General features: G+C 45.6%; 13 protein-coding genes. All 13 read right to left on the bottom strand.

Annotated features, from left to right (window positions below):
* Nucleotides 1-50 precede the first annotated feature (50 nt).
* The gene (locus ACO9K6_RS06090) at nt 51-527 is read right to left on the bottom strand and encodes a hypothetical protein (RefSeq protein ID WP_424766646.1); all 477 of its coding nucleotides are present in this window, start codon (nt 525-527) and stop codon (nt 51-53) included.
* Nucleotides 528-795: 268 nt separating this feature from the next.
* Nucleotides 796-1,527, bottom strand: a complete 732-nt coding sequence (locus ACO9K6_RS06085; RefSeq protein WP_424766645.1) for a response regulator — start codon at nt 1,525-1,527, stop codon at nt 796-798.
* A 1-nt stretch (nt 1,528) separates the two neighbouring features.
* Nucleotides 1,529-2,692, bottom strand: a complete 1,164-nt coding sequence (locus ACO9K6_RS06080) for a sensor histidine kinase (protein ID WP_424766644.1) — start codon at nt 2,690-2,692, stop codon at nt 1,529-1,531.
* 77 nt (nt 2,693-2,769) lie between these two features.
* Nucleotides 2,770-5,478 (bottom strand): stalk domain-containing protein, encoded by a 2,709-nt coding sequence (locus ACO9K6_RS06075; RefSeq protein ID WP_424766643.1) that lies wholly within the window; start codon nt 5,476-5,478, stop codon nt 2,770-2,772.
* Between the two features lie 183 nt (nt 5,479-5,661).
* Nucleotides 5,662-10,041 (bottom strand): Ig-like domain-containing protein, encoded by a 4,380-nt coding sequence (locus ACO9K6_RS06070; protein ID WP_424766642.1) that lies wholly within the window; start codon nt 10,039-10,041, stop codon nt 5,662-5,664.
* A 135-nt stretch (nt 10,042-10,176) separates the two neighbouring features.
* Nucleotides 10,177-11,391 (bottom strand): methionine adenosyltransferase, encoded by a 1,215-nt coding sequence (gene metK, locus ACO9K6_RS06065; protein ID WP_424766641.1) that lies wholly within the window; start codon nt 11,389-11,391, stop codon nt 10,177-10,179.
* A gap of 156 nt (nt 11,392-11,547) precedes the next feature.
* Nucleotides 11,548-11,829 (bottom strand): small, acid-soluble spore protein, alpha/beta type, encoded by a 282-nt coding sequence (locus ACO9K6_RS06060; protein WP_424766640.1) that lies wholly within the window; start codon nt 11,827-11,829, stop codon nt 11,548-11,550.
* A gap of 112 nt (nt 11,830-11,941) precedes the next feature.
* Entirely contained in the window at nt 11,942-12,436 is a 495-nt protein-coding gene (locus tag ACO9K6_RS06055) for a hypothetical protein (RefSeq protein WP_424766639.1), read from the bottom strand.
* Nucleotides 12,437-12,515: 79 nt separating this feature from the next.
* Nucleotides 12,516-14,603, bottom strand: coding sequence for a hypothetical protein (locus ACO9K6_RS06050; RefSeq protein ID WP_424766638.1), 2,088 nt, complete (start codon nt 14,601-14,603; stop codon nt 12,516-12,518).
* Nucleotides 14,604-14,813: 210 nt separating this feature from the next.
* Nucleotides 14,814-17,372: an S-layer homology domain-containing protein gene (locus ACO9K6_RS06045; protein WP_424766637.1), complete on the bottom strand. Its 2,559-nt coding sequence runs from the start codon at nt 17,370-17,372 to the stop codon at nt 14,814-14,816.
* 461 nt (nt 17,373-17,833) lie between these two features.
* On the bottom strand, nt 17,834-21,955 hold the full coding sequence (locus ACO9K6_RS06040; RefSeq protein ID WP_424766636.1) for an S-layer homology domain-containing protein: 4,122 nt from the start codon (nt 21,953-21,955) through the stop codon (nt 17,834-17,836).
* A gap of 341 nt (nt 21,956-22,296) precedes the next feature.
* A complete protein-coding gene (locus ACO9K6_RS06035) occupies nt 22,297-23,439 on the bottom strand; it encodes a glycosyltransferase family 4 protein (RefSeq protein ID WP_424766635.1) in 1,143 nt (380 codons plus the stop codon).
* A 103-nt stretch (nt 23,440-23,542) separates the two neighbouring features.
* The gene (locus ACO9K6_RS06030) at nt 23,543-24,253 is read right to left on the bottom strand and encodes a WecB/TagA/CpsF family glycosyltransferase (protein ID WP_424766699.1); all 711 of its coding nucleotides are present in this window, start codon (nt 24,251-24,253) and stop codon (nt 23,543-23,545) included.
* Between the last annotated feature and the right edge of the window lie 33 nt (nt 24,254-24,286).

Below are 24,286 nucleotides of genomic sequence, written 5' to 3'. Positions count from 1 at the left end.
GCGTCATCAAGTGTGCTTCACTTTTCTTATTTATCTCCCGTCATTATATCCTAAAACGGCATCTTCGACAAATCAGCCGGATTTTGCAAATCAACAAGCACCGCATGATCAGCCTTCGACACAACCCCCTCCTCCTGCAAAAGCCACATCAGCTGCGTAGCATCCGTCTCGTTCATATGCGAACGCTTTCGTTCTTTAGGGCTGCGCTTCTCATCAAAAACAACAGCCTGATCTGGATGCACGCGCACCTGCAGCTTATGACTGTCTTTAGACATCCGATCTATAATCGCCAGCGTTTCTCCGTCTATACCGCGATCGACAATCGTAACCTTGACCTCCTTTCCCATCCACCTTGAAAAAGAAAGCATCGAGCGCATATACCATTCCATCCTTTTATGCTCGCCTTCGGCAACGAATACATAATGCTTCCCGGACGGCTTGTATCCTTGCTGTATCCGATAGGCCAGATGCACCGATAATGCCGCCAAAGCATAGATACCAATGACAAGCAATAATATTCCCAACATCGCAGCACCTCCTCTTAGTGACACTATATGCCACGAGGTGCCCACTGGTTCCCTGATTCGCGGACATGCTTAAAAATAGGCGTTCAATCCCTAATAACTTTTTTAGCCTTTACTATTTGACACTGCGAACATGCCGACATCTACGCCAATCACGACAACCAAGCCTGCATCCGATCCCCCGCCTCCATAACTGCAACAACAAAAATCCCGCATCGAGCCGATGCGGGATTTTCCGTCTTATAAAAAAGCACAAAATGGCCTGCTACAACTACAACGTAACCCAGCCATACTTAATCGATTGAATAACCGCCTGCGTGCGGTCGTCAACCTCCATTTTTTGCAAAATGCTGCTTACATGATTTTTAACCGTTTTCTCGCTAATAAATAAAAATTCACCAATCAGCTTGTTGCTCTTGCCCTCGGCCATAAGCCGCAGCACTTCCGCCTCGCGGCGTGTCAATGGGCTATCGTCGCCAGCAACGAACTTAACGCCTGGCTCCTGCGCCGCTGCAGCACCCGATACGATGCCCATTTCATCCAAGTAGGTCATTCGACGAAGCTGATTAATTAGCTTGCCTGTTACTTTAGGATGAATGTACGCATAACCCTGCACGACTGAGCGAATGGCATTAATAAGCGATTCGGCTTCCATATCCTTTAGAAGGTAGCCCGTAGCACCCTTGCGAAGCGTCTCGAATACGTAGCTCTCATCGTCATGAATCGATAAAATAATAACCTTTACGTCGGGAAACATATTTTTCAGGCGCTCTGTCGTAACAACGCCATTCTCAATCGGCATATTAATGTCCATTAGCACAATTTCAGGAAGGGTATGATTGCAAAATTCCATAACTTGGATACCGTCTCCGCATTCTCCAATGACTTCCAAATCATCTTCCATATTTAGAATACGCTTTAAGCCTTCCCGAAATAGCTGGTGGTCATCCGCAAGTAATATTTTAATCGTTTGATTATAATTAGCAGGTCTTTGGATCGTCATATTATTGCTCCTTTCTAGATTCAGCGGTTATTGGTATTTCTATTACAATTTTCGTCCCTTGGCCGGGATTTGAGTCGATCTCCATCCTTCCTTCAATCAGCTCGATACGTTCTCTCATTCCTACTAATCCAAAATGTGTATTTCGGCTAGCATCCATTTCCATGGATTGACTATGAAAACCAACTCCATTGTCGTGAATAACGAGTGAAATCTGATGCGGCTGGTAGTTTATTTCGAGTATGACATGGGAAGCGCTCGCATGCTTGTAAATATTAGTAAAGGCCTCCTGTACCAAACGATAAATAGCCGCTTCCATTGCCGACGGCATACGATTTTCCTTGCCGCTTAACTCGAATACGGTGTGTATTTTGGTTTTTTCCTCGAAGTCCTGCGTAAACTTGCGAAGCGTTGGTACAAGCCCCAGGTCATCCAACGCCATCGGACGCAAATTAAAAATAATTTTGCGTATTTCCTCCAGACCCGAACGAACCTGTCCCTTTAAATCTACTAATTCTTCCTGTACCATTACAAATTCCTGCTTGATTAACATACGTTCTGCAATTTCTGTACGAAGAACAATATTGGCGAGCGATTGCGCCGGGCCATCATGGATCTCTCTGGAAATTCGTTTGCGCTCTTCCTCCTGCGCCAAAATAATTTTCAGACCCAGGAGCTGCCTCGTTTTGGCGGACTCTACAATACGGGTGACCTGATTCAGGTCACCCGATAAGTATTCAAGTACGACATTTATTTGGGAAGCAATCGTTTCTGCTCTCTCGATTGAATTTTCCACATTGCGGACGCGCTTCTGCAGATCGTCACGACGCGCCTTCAAATAGGACTCCTTCTCGCGATAAACCATAAGATCAAGCTGAATTTGTGTCGCTTTCTCATAGGCAGTCTTAATATCTTCTTCCTTATATTTGACAAAATCCCGACTAACCTCAGTTAATCGAATACGCGCTCGACGGTAATCCTGTTCAAGCTTATCCACTTTTTCAATGGTTTTAACGGTTTCTTGCAATACCAGCTCGAGCTCCTGCTCAAGCAATTCCAGCTCCGTTCTTGCCGACTCGCAAATTTCGTAAATCTGATATTTGCTATCTTCCATTACTTCAATGGCATTCTTAATTATTCGATTAATATCAACGCTTAAATGGTCCACGACGGATCGGCAACCTTTCTCTTGTTAAAGGTTTTTCTATTCTATCATATCACAAACCAGTTCGAATCCGTCCATCGTTAATCGATGGTAATCTTTTTCTGCTTGGCTTCGTAGCCGACCTTTAACCCCAGCTTCTCCGAGAACAAACGGACCGGAATTAAGGTACGGCTGTTGCGGATAATCGGCGTAATTTCAGAGGATTGAAGGACACCGTTCAGATTGAGCTCTTTTTCTCCAATCGTCATTTCCAGCAGCTTATTGCCGCGGAGTACAGTTACTTGCTTCGACTTGTTATCGTATAATACTTGCGATCCCATGGCATCCGATACGAATCGAACAGGTACGTAGGTCGTTCCGTTCAGCACGAGAGGAGCCGCTTCAAGCTTAATTGGCTTCCCATTCAATGTTGCATTAGGATTGCCTACAAGCATTTCAATCTTCGTATTCGTGTCGACCACAGCAGATGGCGGATACTGCAGCTTCATGTTATCCATTCCAATCGACCCGGATAACGCTCGTTTATCTTGCCCCTCGGCAATGGTTACAATATATGCTCGCTTCAGCTTAACTGGGAACTTCATACCCGCGGAGGACAGGTTCACCTTGACCGTCTTCCAGCCGCTCCAATCAAGCTGCTTGGCCAGGTCGAGCAAATGCGCTTTGCCGTCAGCATCGATAAACTCGGCGCGCACCCAGTTAAAGCTGTTGTCGCTGTATAGGTCAACTGTCATCGAAGTCGGCGACCCGGTGAGCGGAAGCCCAGTTGAATTAAAGATCGCGTAGGATGCTTTTGTGCCTGTTCCATTCGTAAAATCATAATCAAGCTTCAAGGCCTGAGCGGATGGTTGTTCCGGCAGATTGGACACCAGACTAACATTGCCTGTCGCTCCGGTTGGCGTTACCTGCGACGTAATCGCATAGGCCGGTTTCTCAAAGTCCTCAAGCGTTGTTACAGCTTCTCCCTGTGTAAATGGAATCATCGTTGCAAAACCATCATAACGGGCAATCGCATAGCCTGTCGCCGTTCCTGTGTTAACGGAAGTTACAGTCAAGCTGTCCCCCTGCTGCGTAGCATTGAAGCCGATAAATTGCCATTGGACAGCGTCGCCGCTTAGTTTATAGCTCTTTCCATTCTTAAGCTTCGCGGTCACGGGAACCGAAATCGTCACACCCGGAGCGAGTACACCGGCAGTCGTGCCAATAGATAGTGACGCGATTTGGTCCCTGCCAAGCACCTCCACATCATGTTTCGTCGAGATTGCGCCTGATTTCACGCTAAGCGTTGTTTTCCCAGCCTTCAATGCTGTAAATTCATTGCCTTGCAAAGTGCCAATCGCATTTGAGCTGCTCCATGCTGCCGAATTGTTCAAATTCATTGGATTATAGTATGTATCATAGGCATTCAGCGAGAAGGATGCCTTCTGTCCAATCAGCAGCACGTTAGCACCGCTTATGTTAATGCCTTTAAGTGATCCTTGTGGCGCGCTTGTAAATACGCCAATTCCATTCGAGACGCTGCGCTGCGTTGTCCCACTTTGCGTCGCATGCGCAAGCTGTAAGGAAAAGCTTCCTAGCGGACGCTCCGTCATCGTTGTAGACCCGCCTCCATCCAGATTAACGCCCTTGAATACGCCTAGCTGCAGCATGATTTGCTGCAATTCCTTAAGACTCAAGCCTGTATTGCTGCCGTAACGCTCACTTGTAATAAGGTATACCTTCGTACCGTCCTTACTGTAGCCGACCGCTGTACGAGATGTGTAGGAATTTCCGCTTATGCCCGTTACATCGCGGGAGTAGGTGGCAGCAGCGCCGGCATTCACAAGCAGCGTATGTCCGCCTGCCATCATTTCGAAGGAGACAGGATCGACTTTCGCGCCTGTCGTCTGAGATATCAGCGAATAATTAGCAGCAAGCGCTTGTCCGACCTGCAGACGCTCCTTTACATAAGCAGCCGCTTTGCCGTGCGCGCGAAGAATAAAGCCGTCTGACGGCGCTTGCCCGGCAATTGCTTTATCAATCGAGATTTCCTCAATAATACCGTTGCGTACCAGCACTTCGGTAGGTGTTGTTCCGGAGTTTCTCGGACGCTCCGCACCGCCCCATGCGCTTGTGTACATATACATCTTATCTACATGGCTAAATTTAGAGCCTGTCGTTTCCGGTGCATAGGCTGATTGATTCAAGCCCTCGAGCGGGAAGCCTGAGCCATCCGCCGCTGTAACCTGGCCTTCAAACGTATAATGATCAATCATTGGCTTGCGATCCTTAGACAGTGTGAAGGCATACATCCCCTTAAGGCTTGCCGGACTCGACATGAATACCCCGCTGGTCACCTGTGCGCCAAACGGCGCTCCCTCATTGCCCATAACGAAGAGATCAGCATTTACAGCTGCAACAGCTCCGCTTTCCTTGCTCATGTTAAGTATCGTATTTAATTGACCGACACTGTTATTTTTACCGCTGATCGCGTTTAAGGATACATAAGGATTCGTTAAATCAACTTCAATCACATGCACAGCAGTCTGCACCTTCGCGCTGCCGCGCGTCGTATGCCAAACGTAGTCGAGCCGTTTCGCTCCCGCTGTGACGAAGGATTGCTGCGTCAGCTTAAGCACAGGCCCAGTCGAAGCAGAGGCTATTGCCGGCTTCACAGCCGCTGCAGACCAGCTATCTGGCAGTATAGAAGCCATTGGCTGTACGAGCAGCGCTCCACCTAACATTACGATAATGACCCTTTTACCCAAGCTTGCTGTTTGCCGTCCGATGGTCTTTTGAACCTTACCCATTATTTTTGAACTCTCCTATCCTGTAATCTAATAGTTATAGACTACAAGAGTGATAGAAAAGTTACGTCCCATAAAAGAATGCTATTGCTTTCACTTCGGTGAAAGATAATGCCTATCTACTTTCACATAAAAAACCTCTATCCGTTCCTACTGTTCTGGATAGAGATTTAACTAATTAAATGTTTATGGCGTAATAAATTTTGCCTTCTGCAGCAAACGCATCAGCATAAGCGTACCCTCTGCGCGTGTAGCATTCGTTAACGGACTCATCGTTGAAGCTGTTTTGCCTCCGATAACGCCCAAATGGACAGCCTTCGCTACATCGGCCTGCGCCCAAGCGCTAATCCTACTCCGGTCTGTGAATTTCTGCAGATAGGAAGCTGTCGATTGCGGCAGATCGGCCGAAACGCCCGCCATCTTTGCAGCCCTCATCATCATGACAGCCATCTCTTGTCGAGTAATGGAACTGTTGGGCTTAAAGGTGCCATCGGTATTGCCTACTACGATACCTGCCGATGACGCTGCTCCAATATAAGCGCCCATAGCCGTACTCGTATTGACATCCTTAAACTTAGCTGCCGAAGTTTTATCCCCTGCAAGACCCAGCCCTTTCGCAATATACGTGGCGAATTCTCCGCGCGTAATCGCCGCACCCGGCTCAAATCTCGTTGCTGTTCGCCCTTCGACAATAAATTTGCGCGACATCGTAAGAATGGCGTCTGCCGCCCAGTGCTTCGAAATGTCGGTGAAGCTGGATGAATTCCTCACAAGCGCATAGGCGCTATTGCCTTGACGCTTAAACGTAGCAGTTGTCTTTCCGGAGGAGGTGGAAAGCTCTGTCGGCGCGTAGGATAATGCATTTGTCTGTGAATCATACCATACGACTGCTGTTTGAGCAGGATCAACCATCGAACTGGTCTGGATTGTCCTTGTCACATAGTGATTGAATTTGTTTATCGCTTTCTCTGTTGTGCCATTCGTGGCCGAAACCTCAAAATCGACTGGTCCTGCGATGACCTGCGCATTTGCGCTTTTTAACAGCATCGTTAAACTGCTTGTATCCGCAGAGGAGCCTTGATCGATTTCAATTAGCAGCTGGTTAGCAATGCCGCTTCCGCCAAGCAAGGCGGATACTTCCTGATAATTAATAACGCTCAGCGGAAGCTCATAGGCCACATCACCATACTGCACCGCAAATACGGCGTTGCCGCCTTGACGATTCGCCATATCCAGTGCGAGAACAGGTATGGCTACGATCGCAGCGCGCTCATGGCTTGGCACCTTAAAGACGACACGAGGATTAGCAAGCCCTGCTGAGCGTGCCGTCTGATAAGCCGACAAAATCTTGTCATTCATTACCACATATCGCGTGGCCGTAGCTCCTGACGGCGATACGTCGGTTGATGTCGATGCCGTTGAAGTCTTCATACCGACACCACTGCCGTCGGCAGCCTCATAATCGCCGGTCAGCGAATCCAGCAGCGTTGTCTGATTCGCAGCATTTACATTTGTAAAGTCGTTAATAAGCCGTCCGCCTGTCGTTTTCAAGCCTGCGGAATTCGAGTAGTAAGATACGTTAGCACGCTCTCCTACTCCAGCAGGCGAAGCTAAGGTCAACGTAACCTTAGATCCGCTTACTTCGACCCTCGTCACGACCTTCACGGAATCATTCAGCCGAACAACAAACAAGCTGGGTGATGGATTCGAAGCCGCACTTACCATTTCGCTAAAGGTTAATGTAACCGTCGAGCCTTTCACAATCACGCCCTGAAGTAAGCCGGATTGAGTAGGGCCGCCGCCATTTGCCGAAACCGAGTGGAATGACGCTGCCGCATTTCCTAATGCATCCGTTACCATACTCGCTCCCGCAATATAAGTGACCTTCACATCTTGTCCCGTTAAAACATTCGTCGTTAAAGCTAAAACAACAGTATCCCCTGTTATTCTAACCTGACTAACCGCTCGTAAAGTATTGTCAACAAGAACACTGTATTGGCTGGCCGACGGCAAAGATTGAGGATTGATATTTTCATCATACTTCAAAGTAATCGTTAGACCGCTTGCGCTAATAGATTGCAGAGCCGGCCCGCGTGTGTCGACCGATCCTGATAAATTCAGACCGCTCACCGCAGTCACGTTATTGCCGGCTGCGTCACGCAAAGGATAGGCTCCGGGACTGTAGTGGAGAATGACAGACTGCCCATTCTGAATCGTACCGTTAATTGTCAGTTTAAGTACCGCTCCGCTGCTTGAAATCGAGGTTCCGCTGTAATAGACGCCTCCTACATTAACGGAGAATTGGGTGTAGGCGTAGCTGTTAACCCGAGTCAGCTCCTCACTGAAGGTCAGTGTAATCATGCTTCCGGACACGGAGCTTGAAGCAATCACCGGCGGTATTGTATCCTGCGCATTCCCTACCCCCACATTTGTTAAGCCTGCTGCCTCGTTACCGGTCAGATCCTGTACAAGACCCGGTGACGGCTTTGAATAGGAAAGCTTCACATCCTGACCGCTAACGATTGGACTGGATAAGGCGAGAATAACCGATTCACCCGTTATATGAGCATTAGTTACGGAACGGGGAGCACCGTTGACGGTAACATAATAGCTGCCGGGAGAAGGCCAGAGCCCCGTATTCAATGGTTCATCGTAGGTTATTTTTATTGTGGCTCCTATTGATTCGATTCGACTGACCGCAGGCGGGGTCACATCGGAGCCAACTGTTTTGAATGTCCATTGATATTCATTTAGAATACCCGCAAACATGTTTCCAGCCAGATCCATAATCGCATTTTCCTCAATATAAATGTAATAGGACGTTGCGCGGTGCAGCGTACCCGCCGGCGCAGTAATGAACAAGCGCTTATTGTCTGCAGGGTCTATCGAGAGATTCGCGATGAGCGGAGCAGGCGCGCCTATTCCAGCCTGATGAATGCGAACGGCCCCAAGGCTTGTTATCCTAATCGCTTCACTGAATGCAGCAACGAAGGTCGTGTTTGTTGCAACGGTAGATTCGTTATTAACGGGACTTAACGACGTTAGAGCCGGACGAACAGTGTCCTGCGTAACGTTAAAATTCCAATTGAGATTTGCAGACATCCCCGCATAGAAATTGCCCGCTGCGTCACGGATCGCCCGATTGCCGATCGTTACGTAATACTTCGTATTGTTAACAAACGGTTTCGCCTCCTCACCGCTAATCGCTTTATTCGCGTCTATCGTAATTTGGTAGGTTCCCCCGCCCGTCACACGCTCTGAGGTAATCGGAATCGTACGGAATACAGTATGATTAGAAGCATTTCGAATCTCAATATTGCCGCTGCTTGGAAATACAGGCTCATTAAACGTCAGCTGAAGCAGCGCGTTCAAATTGGCTGCAGCGCCATTATTAGCAGGCGATAAAGCGGTCACCAATGGAGGGACATTCTCATTTCCCGGATCTGTGCTGAAATTCCATATCGATGCACCCGCAATACCGTGATACCATTGGTCACCCTGGGGGTCCGGCATCGTGAAGGCACCTGCATGAACAAGTATATAATAGGCCGTATTTGCTTCTAAATGCGAGCTGGGAGTTATCGTTACCGTATTGTTCGTTACTTGAATACGTGAATTGGTCGCGTCAAATCGCTCAAATGTTGTATTGTTGCTAATTCTGCGTATCTCAATAAACTTTCCTGCACGCGCTTGCACATTTTTGTCAAAGGAAATGGTAAATGTAGAATTGACCGGCACCGAGGTCGCATTATCCGCCGGAGCGAAGTCGACTGCATTAACGGGTGCGGCATCCGTTGTAAACGTCCATAATGTGCCGTTGTACAAATTGCCAGCCGTATCCTGAAACGCCGTACTTGGAATATTCACGGTGTAAGCTGTATTCGGTTGAAACGCTGCCGGCGGCTGAATGACAATTTGGGTTGTGCCGCTGCCCTGCACTGCGCTTGAGGTTACGGATATGCTGCGCGTATCCTCAGCGGAGCTGATTAAAATATTTCCGCTGGCTACAAATACAGGCTCATTAAATGTTATTGTGATCGAAGCTGTTATCGGGACCCCTGCAGTTGTTGGAATGATTTGAGTATGAGATGGTTTTGCTATATCCAACTCTGCAACTGTGCGGAAATTCCAGCTGCTAGCACTGTTTATTCCTACATAGCCTGCTCCATTCGAAGCATTCGTATATGCTCCCGCATCTACCAATACATAATAATTTGTATTTAATGCGAAATTGTTTGTGGGATTAATCGTAACCACGCGTTGCGACGAATCAATCGTTACCCGGTTTGATCCTATATTTATGCTCTCTACCAGGTTGCTTGTCGCATAATCATAAATATTAATGTTTGTCGAGCTGGAGCCCTTCAAGATGTTTTCATCAAAGGTCATTTTTAGATCGGCCGTTATCGGTACATTAGTAAGATCATCAGCCGGGCTTAAGCTGACTAGAACAGGTCCTGCAGGTGCCGCTAATGCTTGCTGCGGGCTCCATGACCAGCCAGTCAGACTTATTTGCAGCAGCAGCATAACAGCCATAAATAAGGACAGCTTCCTGGTACGAATCATTTCAATTCACTCCTCAAAAATTACAGTCGTACCTTATTTGTCGGTATACCGATATGAAAAATTTAGGTTATTTCACTTCTTTTATCAAAAAAAAGAAGCCTGGTCCATGATGGAGACCAGGCTTCTTCCTATTCATTAAACTCCGCTTTGTACGCCAGCGTCAGCTTTAAGCTTCTCTGCTTTGTCTACGCGCTCCCAAGGAAGGTCAACATCTGTGCGGCCGAAGTGACCGTAAGCAGCTGTTTGTGCGTAGATCGGACGACGAAGGTCAAGCATTTTGATAATTCCTGCCGGACGGAGATCAAAGTTGCTGTTAATTAAATCAACAAGCTTATCTTCCGCTACTTTACCTGTACCGTAAGTATCGACATTGATCGATACTGGTTTTGCTACACCAATAGCGTAAGCCAGTTGAATTTCGCATTTATCTGCCAGCCCTGCAGCAACGATGTTTTTCGCTACGTAACGAGCTGCATAGGCTGCGGAACGGTCAACCTTTGTAGGATCCTTACCGGAGAATGCGCCGCCGCCATGACGAGCGTAGCCGCCATACGTATCAACGATAATTTTACGGCCAGTCAAGCCTGCATCGCCTTGAGGCCCGCCGATAACGAAACGGCCTGTTGGGTTAATGAAGTACTTCGTTTCTTCATCAAGCCATTCCACGGGTACAACCGGTTTAATAACATGCTCAAGAATATCCTGTTGAATTTGCTCAAGCGTAATTTCCTCAGCGTGTTGCGTGGATACTACAATTGTATCTACACGAACAGGTTTACCGTCAACATACTCGATTGTAACCTGTGTTTTACCATCTGGACGGAGATAGCCAAGCGTATCGTTTTTACGAACCTCTGACAGACGGCGTGCAATCCGGTGCGACAAAGCAATTGGCAGAGGCATAAGCTCAGGTGTCTCATTCGTTGCAAAACCGAACATCAAGCCCTGATCACCTGCGCCAATATCTTCGTTCTCCTGCTTCATGTCTTTGCCGTCACGCGTTTCAAGCGCAGCGTTAACGCCTTGCGCGATATCAGCGGACTGCTCATTAAGTGATGTCAAAACAGCGCAAGTGCTGGAGTCAAATCCGTATTTCGCGCGAGTGTAGCCGATTTCCTTAATTGTACGTCGTGCAATCGCCGAAATATCGACATAATCCGCTCTGCTGCTAATTTCACCAATAACCAAAACAAGACCTGTTGCTACTGAAACTTCACAAGCGACACGCGCATATGGATCTGCTTCAAGGAATGCATCCAAGACAGCATCTGAAATTTGATCACAAATCTTATCCGGATGGCCTTCCGTAACTGATTCCGATGTGAACAAGTGGCGTCCTTTAACCGACATCCGTATCAACCTCCTACAACCTTAGTATGATATAAGAGCGAACCTTCTACACAAAAAATGAACCTTTTCCCGCAGGAAAAGGTTGTTAGACAACTCTTCTAAAACAGTATGATACCGAAAATGTCGCTTAGTGTCAATGGACGCCTATATTGTGAGCTACAATGAGTAGCCGCCCATGACCTGCTCCGCTTGGGCAATCAGCCTTTTTGTAATCTCGCCGCCGACAGATCCAGCTTGTCGGGTTGACAACGTTGACCAATTGACACTTTGTCCACCGCCGCCGCTGACTGCTGCCCCAAGCTCGCCTGCGAATTCAGTATCCTGCACTCCGCCTGCTTGTACGCCAGTTGCTAAACCAAATTCCGCCGCAATTTCATACTTTAATGTATGCAATGCCGCTTTACAGCCTGGTACGATAACTTTATTTGATCGACTCATGATTTATACCTCCTAGAGAAGTAAGAGCACATCTATATGATGTGCCCTTCGCTTTCTTTTGAAGCGTATAACCTTTTGTCACATTGGGTAAAATGTTCTACATCAACCAATATTATTTCAGCGTGTAGCTTCCTCTTACCAAAACCGTTAATCCATTCTTTTGATTCGGATCCGGCAATATGCCCCGACCATCACGAGGAAACAAAAGCAAATGGTTTGTTGGAATAGCTTTGCCATTGGCAATGTCCGAACCCGCTGTTAAGTTCGAAATTCCGTTCGCATCCGAGCTGAACGCGATCGCTTTGCCGACACGTACAATAACCTCAGCGCCCTGGCTCGCCATAAGCGTCTGTCCAGGTGCAACGACTACAACCTCTAACGAGGCGTCAGCAACCGTTCCAGTCCCTGTGTCGCCGCCAACGGATCCTCCATTAAGCTTGGCTATTTGTTCGTCCACATAGCTCTTGGTCACGACAGGATCCTCTACAGACCCGGGAGTCAGCGCATTGGTTTCTGCTTCAAGCGGAGAAGCAAAGTTCACGCCAACCCACACACCAGCTCCTACAATGACAGCGGCAACTACCCCGCGGATTACATTTTTTTTCACTACGCAATCTCCTCTCCGTCTCTTATCTCCTATAAAGATACTAGATTTGAATAGAAGAAACCAGTTTATCTTTTACATTTTAATGATTACCATCCAACCAGTTGATAATGTTAGAGAATTTTATATCTTTAGCAAACAGCTTCTTCTTATTGCCATTAAAGGTTTCATACACATTTAACGTATATGTGCTCCAATACCTGTTCTGAGTCATTGGCTGGCTTATCGCATTATAGTTCTCGCCAACCTTCCATTGCAGACTCCCCTCAGATTTCCCTTCCAAATCAACGACTTTTGACCATATAACATCGTTAGTTGGCTCATACTCTAGTTCAAATAATAGCTTTGATTGACTAAATCCATCGAAATTGTAATCTCTTGTTACGTTACCGCCCAAATCGACCTCTAACGAATCTTCATATGCAAAAACATTAAAGTAGTTCAGGCCAATCTGATAGGGTCCTACTTTTAGCTGTTCGAATGCAGTTGTATCGGTATTTTCGGCAGGCAATCCAAACAGTACGGCACGGACATAGCCCTTTGGCTCTGCAGTTGAACCCTTCAACAAACCCGAGTCATCAAAAGCTTCTCCAAGCAGCAGCTGCATGCCTTCACTGCTTACATTGGGCGGAAGCTCTGTATATACGATCATTTGATCCTTATTGGAAGGATTAATCGCAGCTGATGATTTTACCACTTTTGCTTCATAGTAATTTCCGCTCTCCGTCTTAAAGTACCCTGTGAATAATGGCAAAAGATTTCTTCTTGATTGATCATTAGAAACATCCATGTAAACAGCATAAATATCATTTGCAGTTCCAGTATACGTTTTTACATCTGTTATTTTTACACTCATCTGAGAACCAATTGATTTCTGCGTATATACGTTGCCATATTTAACGGAATAGATCGCAGTAACATTTGACTTCGTTACTTCCGCAACTTGAGCAAGCTCTTCGCCAACCTTTTCATTAAGCTCAAGCTCAAATTTTTTCCACTCATATTCATATGGAAGCTTGCCAATGAAGGTGACAGTAGTCGAAGCACCTGGCGCAAGTCCAATATCACCAGTATTCGTTATTTTTTGACTTGTTAAATTTATATTTTCGTCCAAAATCATCGTGCCGCTAATATCCGGTATAGGCAGATAAACAGATTCTTTATTCGTTACAAGCAGCTTTGCAACAATGTTATCATCATTATTCCATGGAAACCGCTGAACGGATTGCAATTCTACCTCATATGTACCTTTTACGTTCGTAAATGTTTTTTTAGATGATGTGCTTGTCGTAGGATTTATTTTTACTGGTACATTAAAAATAACGACTGGCAGTTCAATTTGAGCGGTCTCTGCCGCACCAACCTTTTGAGCGATAATCAACTTCCAACCCGTTGTAGGCACTGTAGTCGGGATCATCCCAAATAATCGAATAGAATTCAATACGGTAGGCTCAAGTATCTTATTTTGATCAGCAGTATTTTTCATTTTTAATTGAAACAAGCCTTTTGGCGTTTGCATATAATATGCGTATTCCGGAAGAGCGACTCCAAGCTGATTAGAATTCCTTGCAACATAAGATAAATTAATGGAATAATTATCACCTGATTTGGTTACATTAACTTGGTCAATACGTGTATTAACTGTTGAGTTACTGATCTTAATTCCTTTAAATCCCCCCGCTTTAACTACATTAGAATACCCTGCAGGAAATGTAAATTGTCCAAGCGCTCTTTCATAACCAGGCACGGAGAAATCAAATTTTATAAAACTAAGTATAAGCTCATCAAGAGTAACATTCGCAGCAACTTCACTATAATACGTTAATGTTGTGGTGGACTTTGGACTCACTAGTTTTTTTGAATCCTTGTCTAACAACGTTAATGTGTAGGTTGTTCCACCCTTTGATTTTAAACGCGCCCAATAATCAAGCAAGTTGATTGACTTACTCTCATTATTAAATACTGTAAATGTAAAGCTTGCCGTCGCGCCCTTCGAACTTGGAATGAGATTGGCATCGGTTAATTGCACATATGAAACATTAGATAAAAACACTTTCTTATTGCCGGCAATAGTTGATGCCGCATCTGATATCGGCACAGCACTCAGCAAGAAAATAAGTGCAATAAATAAGGAAAAGAGTCCAATAAACTTTTTCGGTGCTTTTTGCATTTTTATTTAATCACTCCGATTTTATGAATTTATCTATTAGACGTAATCAATACAAAGTAAGTTTCACATGAACATAAATTTGTTTACTCGAATGCCGTCTATAGGAATGACTATAGCAAGTCTATATGAACTGCGTATGAACGTGGATACAAAAAAAAAGAAAGCTGAGAGTAAACTCTCAGCTTTCTAATTTCATCCAACCGGATTATCTTAGTATTTAACTACCAGGATAACGCCAGCTTCTTGTAGTGTTCCGTAAGTAGTACCGCTACCTTGTACTACTACTTTGTATTGGTTCGAACCAGTACCGTAGTTAGTACCGTCTGCAGCTACACGAACGTCAGTAAACGAGCCAACTTCGATCGAATCGTAAGTCTTTTGAGTTACAAGAATTTGTGTTGCATCTGTTACCAAGAAAGTACCGCCAGCAACTGTAAGTGTTCTAGCGCTGTTATTTACAGTCAAACCAGCGGACTCAGCAGAGCGAAGAACCGGAGTTACTGTTTCATATAGAGCGTTAGTATCCAGAGTATCAGTCAGTTTAACGATGTCATACTTCTGTTGTGTTGCAAGAGCAGAGTATGCACCGCCATCAATTGCGTAAGTTTTCACTTCGCCTTTAACGTTAAGGTTAACAGAGTAAGTGGATTCTGTTGCACTTGTCGCTACTTGAGCGCGGCTGATGTACAGACCTTGTACAGCGTCAAGCTCAGCGCTGTCGCCTTCGGAAGTTACTACTACATATTTAGCTACGCCATTGTCAGCTTTAATAGCTACATCGTCGTTTTTGCTAACAGCAGCAGCATTCACAACAGTTACAGTGGAATCAGCTCCATCAACTTTAACTTGAAGGTAGATTGTACCGCTGTTAAGAATGTAGTTAAGGTTAGATGGAGAATTTACAACTACAATTTTAGAAGCTGTTACTTCGTTAACAACTTTAGTCGAAGTAAGATCAAGAGCTGCTGCAGCTTCAAGTGGAGTCAAAGCGATATTACCGTCGCCATCGAATTTAAGCTCGACAAGTTTGTTGTTCAACCCGATTACGTCTGCATCTTTAGTGAAAGCAGTAACCTTTTTCGAGTCTTTCAAAGAGTAGTAAACAACTTTGAACCAACCCTGAGATACAACGCCATCAATTACACGGCCAACTGTATCAGTTGTTGCAGCTGGAGCTTCGTATACAACAGCATACTGGCTGTTGTCTACAGCATTAACAGTTCCATAATATACAATTTTACCATCTTTGTTCAGGTAGTAAGTGTACTCAGAACCGATGTTTGCAGCAACTAGATCGTCAGCATCGCCGATAGCTACATAAGATTTGCCGCCAACTTTGTAAGTTACGTCGCCAGCAACTACACCAGTAGATTCAAGCTTACCGGAAATCGCGTTGCGAGTAGCAACCACGTTAACTGCATCGCCTGCAGCGTTTGCGATTACATCAACAACATCGTATTCTTTAAGGTCAGCAAGCGCTGCTTTATTTCCATCAAGAGTAATGGAAGTGCTGCTTACTACTTTGAATGAACCACCGTTTTTAGTAGTAACACGGGTGTAGTCTTTGTAAGCTACAGTTTCGTCAACTACAAGGTTCGCATCCCAATCGTTAACCAACAGGGCTTGAACTTTGCCATCGCCGTTCAGATAAAGTTTTACTTCTTTATCGTCAGCAAGGTCATAAGTGTTGCCTTGAGCGTCAGTGTTGTCGAACACGAACAGGCCCGCTGCCGCTTCATACTCTTTAGCATCGTTATTAACTGCGATGTAAGTAGCTGTAGCTACGTCAGTGATTGCATCGGATTTAGCAGTAATGATGTTTTTCGCATCTTGAGAATCCGTTACAGCAAGAACGTCGCCGTCTTTGTTGTAAAGAACGCTAACTGTGTGACCAAGAAGGTCAGCAAGTTTAAGACCGCCAGTTACGAAGAAGCTTGCTGCAGTATCCTCACGGGAACCGTTCAGGCTAACTTCTTTGTCGCTGTTCAAAGATACAGCAGTTACAACTTTGTTAGTGGAGCTGCCAAGCTTATTGATCAATGAAACGCTACCGTCATAACGGATTGTGCCGTTTGTGTTAGCAAAGTATTTGTTGCCGTCAGCATCGTAAGTAACAAGCTTTGCGGCAAGTGTGTTGGAAGCCAACTCAGCTACAGTACCACGGTTAGCAAGTGTGCCAGCTGCGATGTCTAGACCGCTGAACAAGCCGATTTCGTCAGCTTGAAGCAATACGTTGTATGGCCAAGCGCCAGACAGGTATTTGTCTTTGTAGCCAAGAGCACGAACCAACATTGCAACTACTTCTTCGAACTTAACGTTGTCGGAAGGACGGAAGTTGCCGTTGAAGCCTTGGATAAAGCCTTTAGCTGCAGCAACGTTAATGTAACCAGTGTACCAAACGTTAGCTTTAACATCTTTGAAAGATGGCTTAACGTTTTGCATCAAAGTTGCAGCAGTTGCGTTGCCAGTTGCGATCGTGATGATTTTTGCAAGCTCAGCACGAGTGATGTTGTTCTCAGGCTTGAAAGTACCATCTGCATAACCATCGATAATGCCTAATGCTGTAAGCTCTTCAACCGCAGATTGTACCGGTTTGCCTGCAACGTCAGACGGCGTTGCTGCAAATGCAGGAACAGCTACGGAAAGTACTAGCGAGAAAGCTAGCACAAATGCTAATAAACTTTTTTTCATAACCTTTTTGTCATCTCCTCTAAATTGTTTCGGTTGTTGAGAGTTTTGTTTGGAAATTGAATTGCTCGTTTCCCTCATAGCCGATTCACCCCCTTCCCAGAGTAGAGCACTAATTTAGTATAAAATGTCTGCGGGGCATGTTTAACCCTATGTAAGAACATGTCGCAGAAACTTGTAAAAAACGGCAGTAAAAGTGCTAGAGTTGCGACACCACTATAACATTATACAATGGGCAATCCATACCGTAAAGAGGAAGTTGAGAATTCATTCCATTTCTTTCCCAGTCTACCTTAGGCCTAACGCATCACTCGGCGTGTTTTCCAACGCTATGTATTTAAACGCATTGTTGCGCGAAAAGTTGCGATGGTTTGAAAAAAAATATGGATTTCTCAAATGGCTCTCTGCTCAGTGGGCACTACGATAGTATATCTCGTTTTAATAGGACAAGTATATACAAAACTTTTTCCATATATGATGCTGCAGCTTGGCTCCTCATGAGCGAAGACCGGCCTCATCGCCGGTCTTCGCTCAAAAGCCTATTATTTGCTGTAAATCTTAGGAAGCTTCTTTAGATCAGCCAATACTCTAGCCATTATAATGGCCGCATCGCTGCGCAGCAGCTTGGATCTCGGTTCAAATACGGAACCGCCCTTGGGATTGTTCATATCGATCGGCGAACCAAGAATGAATGCTTTCTTTTGAATAGCGAGTACGGCAGGGATCGAATAGTAATCAAAACTGCCTGAATCCTTAAACACTTTATCAAGCCCCGCCTTTGCTTTAGCCGCATCCGTATCCAGCTTCAGATTCAACGCTCTCGCCAGAATGACGGAAGCATCTTGACGGGATAAATCAACATCCTCATCGAAGAAGCCTGGTCTTGTGCCGCGTACAAAGCCTGCTCGTGCCGCAGTTTCAATATAACGATAATCGTAGATGGCATTTGCGTTATTGGCATTTGTAATGGTTTCTGGGTAATAGGAGAAATGCAGCGCTCCTCCATAGTTCAAAGGAACATCCAATGCGCGGATAATCATCCGCGTAAACTCTCCGCGAGTAACATAACGGTCTGCCCCAAATACGCCAATCGGATCTACTGCGTTCATGATGCCTTTTGAGTAAATAGCTTCCATGGCCTCGCGTGCATAGGGATGATCGTTAATATCGTTATAACCTCGCGTAAGCTTAACTGCAACATAGTACCCGAATTTTGTGAATGGCACTTTAATCGTACGTTTCTTATCGTCAACAACACCGCCGATATTTTCCCATGTGCTGTTGTAAAGATCGAAACGGAATACCGTAATGGTGGTTCCTGCAGTTTGCGCCACGTTAGAATCATAAGAAAGCGTCAGCGTCCCTGGCGCTGTAGGAACAAGTTCAAGCCCGAATTTATTCCACCGCTTTGCGAAGCTGTCCGTCTTCTTACCTACTATATTCGGAAATGGAAATGGATCCTGCCCGCTCGTAACCGGATCAAAAGCCGGAGATGACGGATCCGGATTATCTGCCTGCCCTCCATCTATCCAATAAAGCGGACTGGCCTTAATGAACTGTCTCGCTTGATCCTGGAAACGGAAGCCGATGTGCAGATTACCTTCTGCAAGACTGTTAGCCGAATAGTTTGGCGGCTGGCTCTCAAACTCATGTCGATCCACAATGCCGTCATTTGGATTCGCGATAGCAAACAGAATATCATTGCCGCTGTACACTTGTCCGGCATGATTTATTGCATCATTATAAGATGGTCTAACAAGCTTGCTGTTTCTTGCAAATGTCAAAACAAGATTATTATCGAATACTTTATGCGAGTTTTGCATCGTCTGTAAGAACTGTGCTCCCGGTATGTTCGCCGGCTGGTATAACATTTCAAAGCTATCCCGAATAACATCCTGACCGCGTGTGATCGTAAAATCGATATTCGTTGCCCGGTTTGGCCTCAGATTCTTCACCGTCACGCTGAAGGCGTCGACGTATTGCGGTGTGCTGTCTGTGTAGTCGATATACTTCACTTTTGCGGCCGTTTGCTTACCGACTACAAGCGAGTCAGCGCCTGGCGATGAAATAATTACCTCAACAAAATTTTGGTTTGTTGTTCTCTTCTCTTTTAAAGGAGCAAGAATCGTATATGGAATAGATACGGAATCAATTTCCATACGGTAGGTCGCTCGAGGCCCTGTTTCACCGCTGTTGAACACGGTGACGACATATACCTGTGAGCTTCCATCCTCCGGCATTAGCTGATTTCTCATTTTGAAATAAAAGTATTGATTCTTTACATCGTAGAAGAAATCAATTGCTGCATCCGGCGTAGTTGCATTTGTCCTTATGGTAGAATTCGAATTAGTATTAAATGGCGTGTTTGCGTAATCGGCAAGAGGCTCGCCGTCCAGAGTTGGCGTAAATTCCATACCCAGATTCCAATTTACAGCGGTATCCCAATTAGGTGATGTAATTTGAACAATATAGTTCCCTTTCGAAACGATCGAAGCGTGGCCATCCTCAAAGCTGTCTGCATTGCCTAAATCAACAAAATCGAATGTTCCGTAAACGTTAAGACGAGCTTCTTTGGTTGTAAAGATACTGCCCTGCTTCACGAAATTAGAATCATTGGGCAGCGGCTTGGAAAGGTTTGCGCTATAAGGATATACCCCATCCGTATTCGGTGCTGGAATAACCGGAAGATTGGTAGGGACGACACTGAACTTAAGCGTGTTCTCATAACTATTTTTTGGCGTGCGGAATACGAATTTCACCGTATTATCTCCCGCTTTATTCAGAACGTTAAAAATCGTCGTGCTTATATTCGTTCCCGTTGGGCCGAATTTCGATGTTGCAACACTATCAGGCCCCAGTGGTATCTCTACATTATTAATGTAAAGGAATACGGACTGCCCGGTACCCGTGTAAACAATCTCGCTCTCAGACGCTACATTAAACAATTGTCCGTTAAACTGCCCAAGCTTAGTAAGCAAGGATGCCGGCGTTTCTCTAACAGTGTCATATTCGATTTTCATACCTTCAACAAGCGTGTTGAACTTCACATATGGTCCGTAAAGCAGCTTTGCTATGATCGTCTTCACTTCAGAGGAGCCGCCAATACTATTCGTGAGATTAATTTTAACCGTATTCGTTCCTGCTGAACCCAGCTTGTTAATTTCAATAAACAAACGCAAGAACGGCACTAATTGGTTATTAACCGTACGATAAACGACTTCATTATGCAGAATCTGTTTGAATTCCCCTGCAGCCTGCAGCTGGCCGTTGATCTCAAACAGATCGGTATATCTCGTTAAGCTTGTGTAATTGCCAACTAGCACTTCAACACCCATTGGCATCGAGTAGACATTAACGCCATCGCTGGGAATGTCCGTTCCCTGCAAGCCCTGAAGACGAGCTGTGTTAACGCTTGGCGTCGCCATTGTAGGATCATAGCCGGATAAATAGTTAATATCATAAATGTACGCAATGGTGCTGTCTCTAAGTACGAATGTCGTCCAATTGGAAGCTTGATAGGCATTATTGTTCGGCGCGATCAATCGCATACGGTTGGATTTGTCAAACGTAAGAGCAGGCAAGTCGAATGTATAGGTAACGGTTATGAATTTAGTCGTGCTGTCAATCGTAGCTGGGGAAATCGTAATGTCAGCTGCATCTGGCTTATGCTGTGTCACAGGATCAGCACCTTGCTGAAGCTCAAGCGTAAGCATCGGTTGCAGATTCGCCTCATTCACTACAATTGGCTGATTATCCCCGTCTATATTTAATATTGGCAGCGGTAAAATCGCGCTTCCTGAAACTTTAATGCCTGTTTCACTTTTCGTCGAGAAGTTCATATTAGGCTCAATAGTAACTTCCTGCGGCACTGGCGGCGCAACGGGGGAATCGCTCATTTTCAAATTATAAAAAGTAACCTCCCCGTTATAGAAGGCAATTTCTCTTGTTGTTTCTACGATTTGACCATTATTATGGACCTTCAGCACAACGGTATTAATCCCCTTATCAATACTTAGCAAAGAAGTACTGAATCGGCTATCGCTTGTCGCGGTTGATACGTTAAAATCATAGCTTCTTCCGTTAATAACAATGCTCACCTTCTGCGCATTCGGCGCTTTGCCGGAAATGACAACTTCTCCTCTTTCTTGAACAGTAGGAGCAGTGGAATAGAGCATCGTAGGTTCGCTCTCCGGCATATCATAGTCTCTGTTCTCGAAGGTAACCTTCAAATCATAAAGCATAGGGCTGTTGCGATATTCAATGTAAATGGATTCACTGACCGTAGACGAACCCGCAATCCCTTTAAATGTAATTTTATTCAAGCCCGGAAACAAAGTGAGATTGGAAATGGAAATATTATTCGTTCCTGAAGAAGTCGCTATACCCGTTGTGATCTCTTCAGTCGTATTCACAACGGTTTCTAGAGCTCCGTTCAGCGTAATTTGCTTGACGTTATAGCTGATGGAGTTCCCCACTACACCGTTAATGCTGCCGTTTAGCGTTACGGACTGAGTAGAAACAATTCTTGCGCTCCCTGGCTTGTCCTGCTCATTTGGAAATAAAAAATATGAACCCGCAGCCGAAGCTTGCTGGATTAAACCTGACGGCGGCAGCAATGTAATAAACAGGGCCAGCGTTAAAACAATTGAAAGTAATCTTTTCAAAACTCTATTCCTCCTTTATGTATGTAGCTTGCATGGGCATTAGACATGAGTGGGTTGAGCATCATTAGCGGCATGGTTAACTTACGAAGTTACTATCCTCCATTTTCTTCTTTAGTCAATTTTTGTCTACAATGACATTAGACGCATTGACTGCAGAAAAGTTCTGTACCTTTTTTATCGGTTAGGGGCAGCTGTTTTTTTAGTCAAAAGGATAATTATTCAGTGGAGGGAGGCAACAAAATACCTGAGCAGAGGGGATAGTGAAGCAAAGCAGACCAAAGGGCCACCGTATAACTAAAAAAAACTCCTAACCCCGCTTTAAAAGGGAAAGGAGCTCATGCTTATTTGGAACGCGATTCTGCATCAACCTTCAGGCGAACCAGCATTCTGTTCAAGAAATTAATAAGCGGCTTTCGGGTTTTGTCGACAATTCCGGTAACCTCTGCGCCAATCTGCAGGAAGAACATCAGCATACAAATCACGCCGAATGTGATCCAGTTCGCTGCGCTTGATTGTACGACAGCCGATTGAATGATGGCAAGAGCGCCGAATACAGCAGCTACGCCCCAAATGATTAATACGGTACGGCGGTGGCTAAAGCCTAGATCGCGCAGACGATGATGCAAATGGCCTTTGTCCGGCGCAAAAATCGGTCGCTTGTTCACCCAGCGGCGAACGATCGCGAAGAATGTATCCGAAAGCGGCACGCCGATAATAAGCAGCGGCGTCACGAACGAAACGATCGTTACTTGCTTAAAGCCCAGCATCGATAGGGTAGCTAGGCTGAAACCGAGAAATAGCGAGCCTGAGTCACCCATGAAAATTTTCGCGGGATGGAAGTTAAAGACAAGAAATCCGATGATGCCGCCAAGCAGCAAGGTGCTAAGCAGGATAACAGGCTGGAAGCCCATTAGCGATGCCATCACAGCAATCGTGGCAATCGCAATACCTGAGACGCCGGCTGCAAGCCCGTCCAAGCCATCAATCAAATTAATCGCGTTCGTTACGCCGACGATCCATAGAATCGTAAGCGGAATACTGATCCAGCCAGCAATAGGCTGCATCGTTTCGCCGAACGGAATGTTAAGCAAATCAATTTTCACGTCAAAACCAAACACAACAACGCATGCCGCAGCGATTTGACCGAGCAGCTTCATTTTTGCCGAAAGCTCGAAGCGGTCATCGAGCGCGCCTAGAATGATAATAATTGTTCCGCCCACAAGCAGCGCATTGATCATGTTCGTATCCTGCGCTCGGAGCAGCCCTGCCGGAATGAAAGGCGACAGAATAAAGAAAGCTCCCACGAAGGCCAAATAAATAGCGAGACCGCCAAGACGCGGCATAATGCGCGTGTGTACCTTGCGGTGATTTGGTTTGTCTATTGCGCCTACTTTAAATGCAAATTTCTTAACAAGCGGCGTTAAAGCAATTGCAAGTACAAGAGCGATAATGAATCCAATAGTATACAGCAAGCCAACCGGCATGTGTGCAACTCCCCTTTTCTTTCTACCGAAGTGAATTATACTCCGATTGAAAAAGAAATTCCAATCCCGTTTTCAACCAATTTTCATGGTTTTAGCGGGAAATTTATGGTGTAGACCGAGGTTTTGTCACGTTTTCTTTGTCGCGAAGCACTTTCACAACGAATTTCGGCAAAACAAGCATTCTTTTATACCGTTTCGGCTCCTGAAGCAGTCGGTAGAGCCATTCCAAGCGAAGCTTTTGGAAAATAATTGGAGCGCGCTTCAGCCTTCCTGATATAATATCGAAGCTTCCTCCGACGCCCATAACAAGCGGTACACCCAGTCTTTGCTTATACTTCACAATCCATGGCTCCTGCGTATCCGCGCCCCGTGCCACGAACAGCATATCCGGCGCTGCTTGATGAATGGCTTCCACTACTTCCTCATCCTGCTCCGGACCAAAAAAACCATTACGATAGCCAACAATGCGTACCTGTGGATACTGCAGCTGCAGCTTGTCCGCTGCAGCCTCGATAACCTCCTGCGAGGTTCCAAGCAGATATACCTTCCATTTGCGCGTTTCCCCATACTGCAGAAGACGATGCATCAGATCAAAGCCTGCGACACGCTCCGCAACGGGTTGTCCAACATGGCTCGCCGCCCATACGACCCCAGCCCCGTCGGGCACAATTAAATCCGCACGCTTCATCATCGCACTGTACTTCGGATCGTCCACCGCTGACATGATCATAATCGGATTTGCCGTTATGACATGTGTCGGCTGTCTTGCTTCAATAGCTTCAATTAGATATTGCACCGTCTCATCCATACTCATTTTGGAAAAAGGTATGCCGTATAACGGTACGGT

The organism is Paenibacillus praedii, assembly GCF_049725345.1.
Lineage (GTDB): Bacteria > Bacillota > Bacilli > Paenibacillales > Paenibacillaceae > Pristimantibacillus.
Note: the sequence above shows the minus strand (reverse complement) of the source record. Positions and strands in the feature narration are given on the sequence as shown.

Bases quoted from the DNA above. Each gene is read 5' to 3' on its own strand.
- ACO9K6_RS06075 (WP_424766643.1), bottom strand. From the start codon at position 5,478: ATGGGTAAGGTTCAAAAGACCATCGGACGGCAAACAGCAAGCTTGGGT.
- ACO9K6_RS06050 (WP_424766638.1), bottom strand. From the start codon at position 14,603: ATGCAAAAAGCACCGAAAAAGTTTATTGGACTCTTTTCCTTATTTATT.
- ACO9K6_RS06085 (WP_424766645.1), bottom strand. From the start codon at position 1,527: ATGACGATCCAAAGACCTGCTAATTATAATCAAACGATTAAAATATTA.
- ACO9K6_RS06035 (WP_424766635.1), bottom strand. From the start codon at position 23,439: ATGCCGGTTGGCTTGCTGTATACTATTGGATTCATTATCGCTCTTGTA.
- ACO9K6_RS06090 (WP_424766646.1), bottom strand. From the start codon at position 527: ATGTTGGGAATATTATTGCTTGTCATTGGTATCTATGCTTTGGCGGCA.
- ACO9K6_RS06070 (WP_424766642.1), bottom strand. From the start codon at position 10,041: ATGATTCGTACCAGGAAGCTGTCCTTATTTATGGCTGTTATGCTGCTG.
- ACO9K6_RS06045 (WP_424766637.1), bottom strand. From the start codon at position 17,372: ATGAGGGAAACGAGCAATTCAATTTCCAAACAAAACTCTCAACAACCG.
- ACO9K6_RS06060 (WP_424766640.1), bottom strand. From the start codon at position 11,829: ATGAGTCGATCAAATAAAGTTATCGTACCAGGCTGTAAAGCGGCATTG.
- metK (WP_424766641.1), bottom strand. From the start codon at position 11,391: ATGTCGGTTAAAGGACGCCACTTGTTCACATCGGAATCAGTTACGGAA.
- ACO9K6_RS06030 (WP_424766699.1), bottom strand. From the start codon at position 24,253: ATGAGTATGGATGAGACGGTGCAATATCTAATTGAAGCTATTGAAGCA.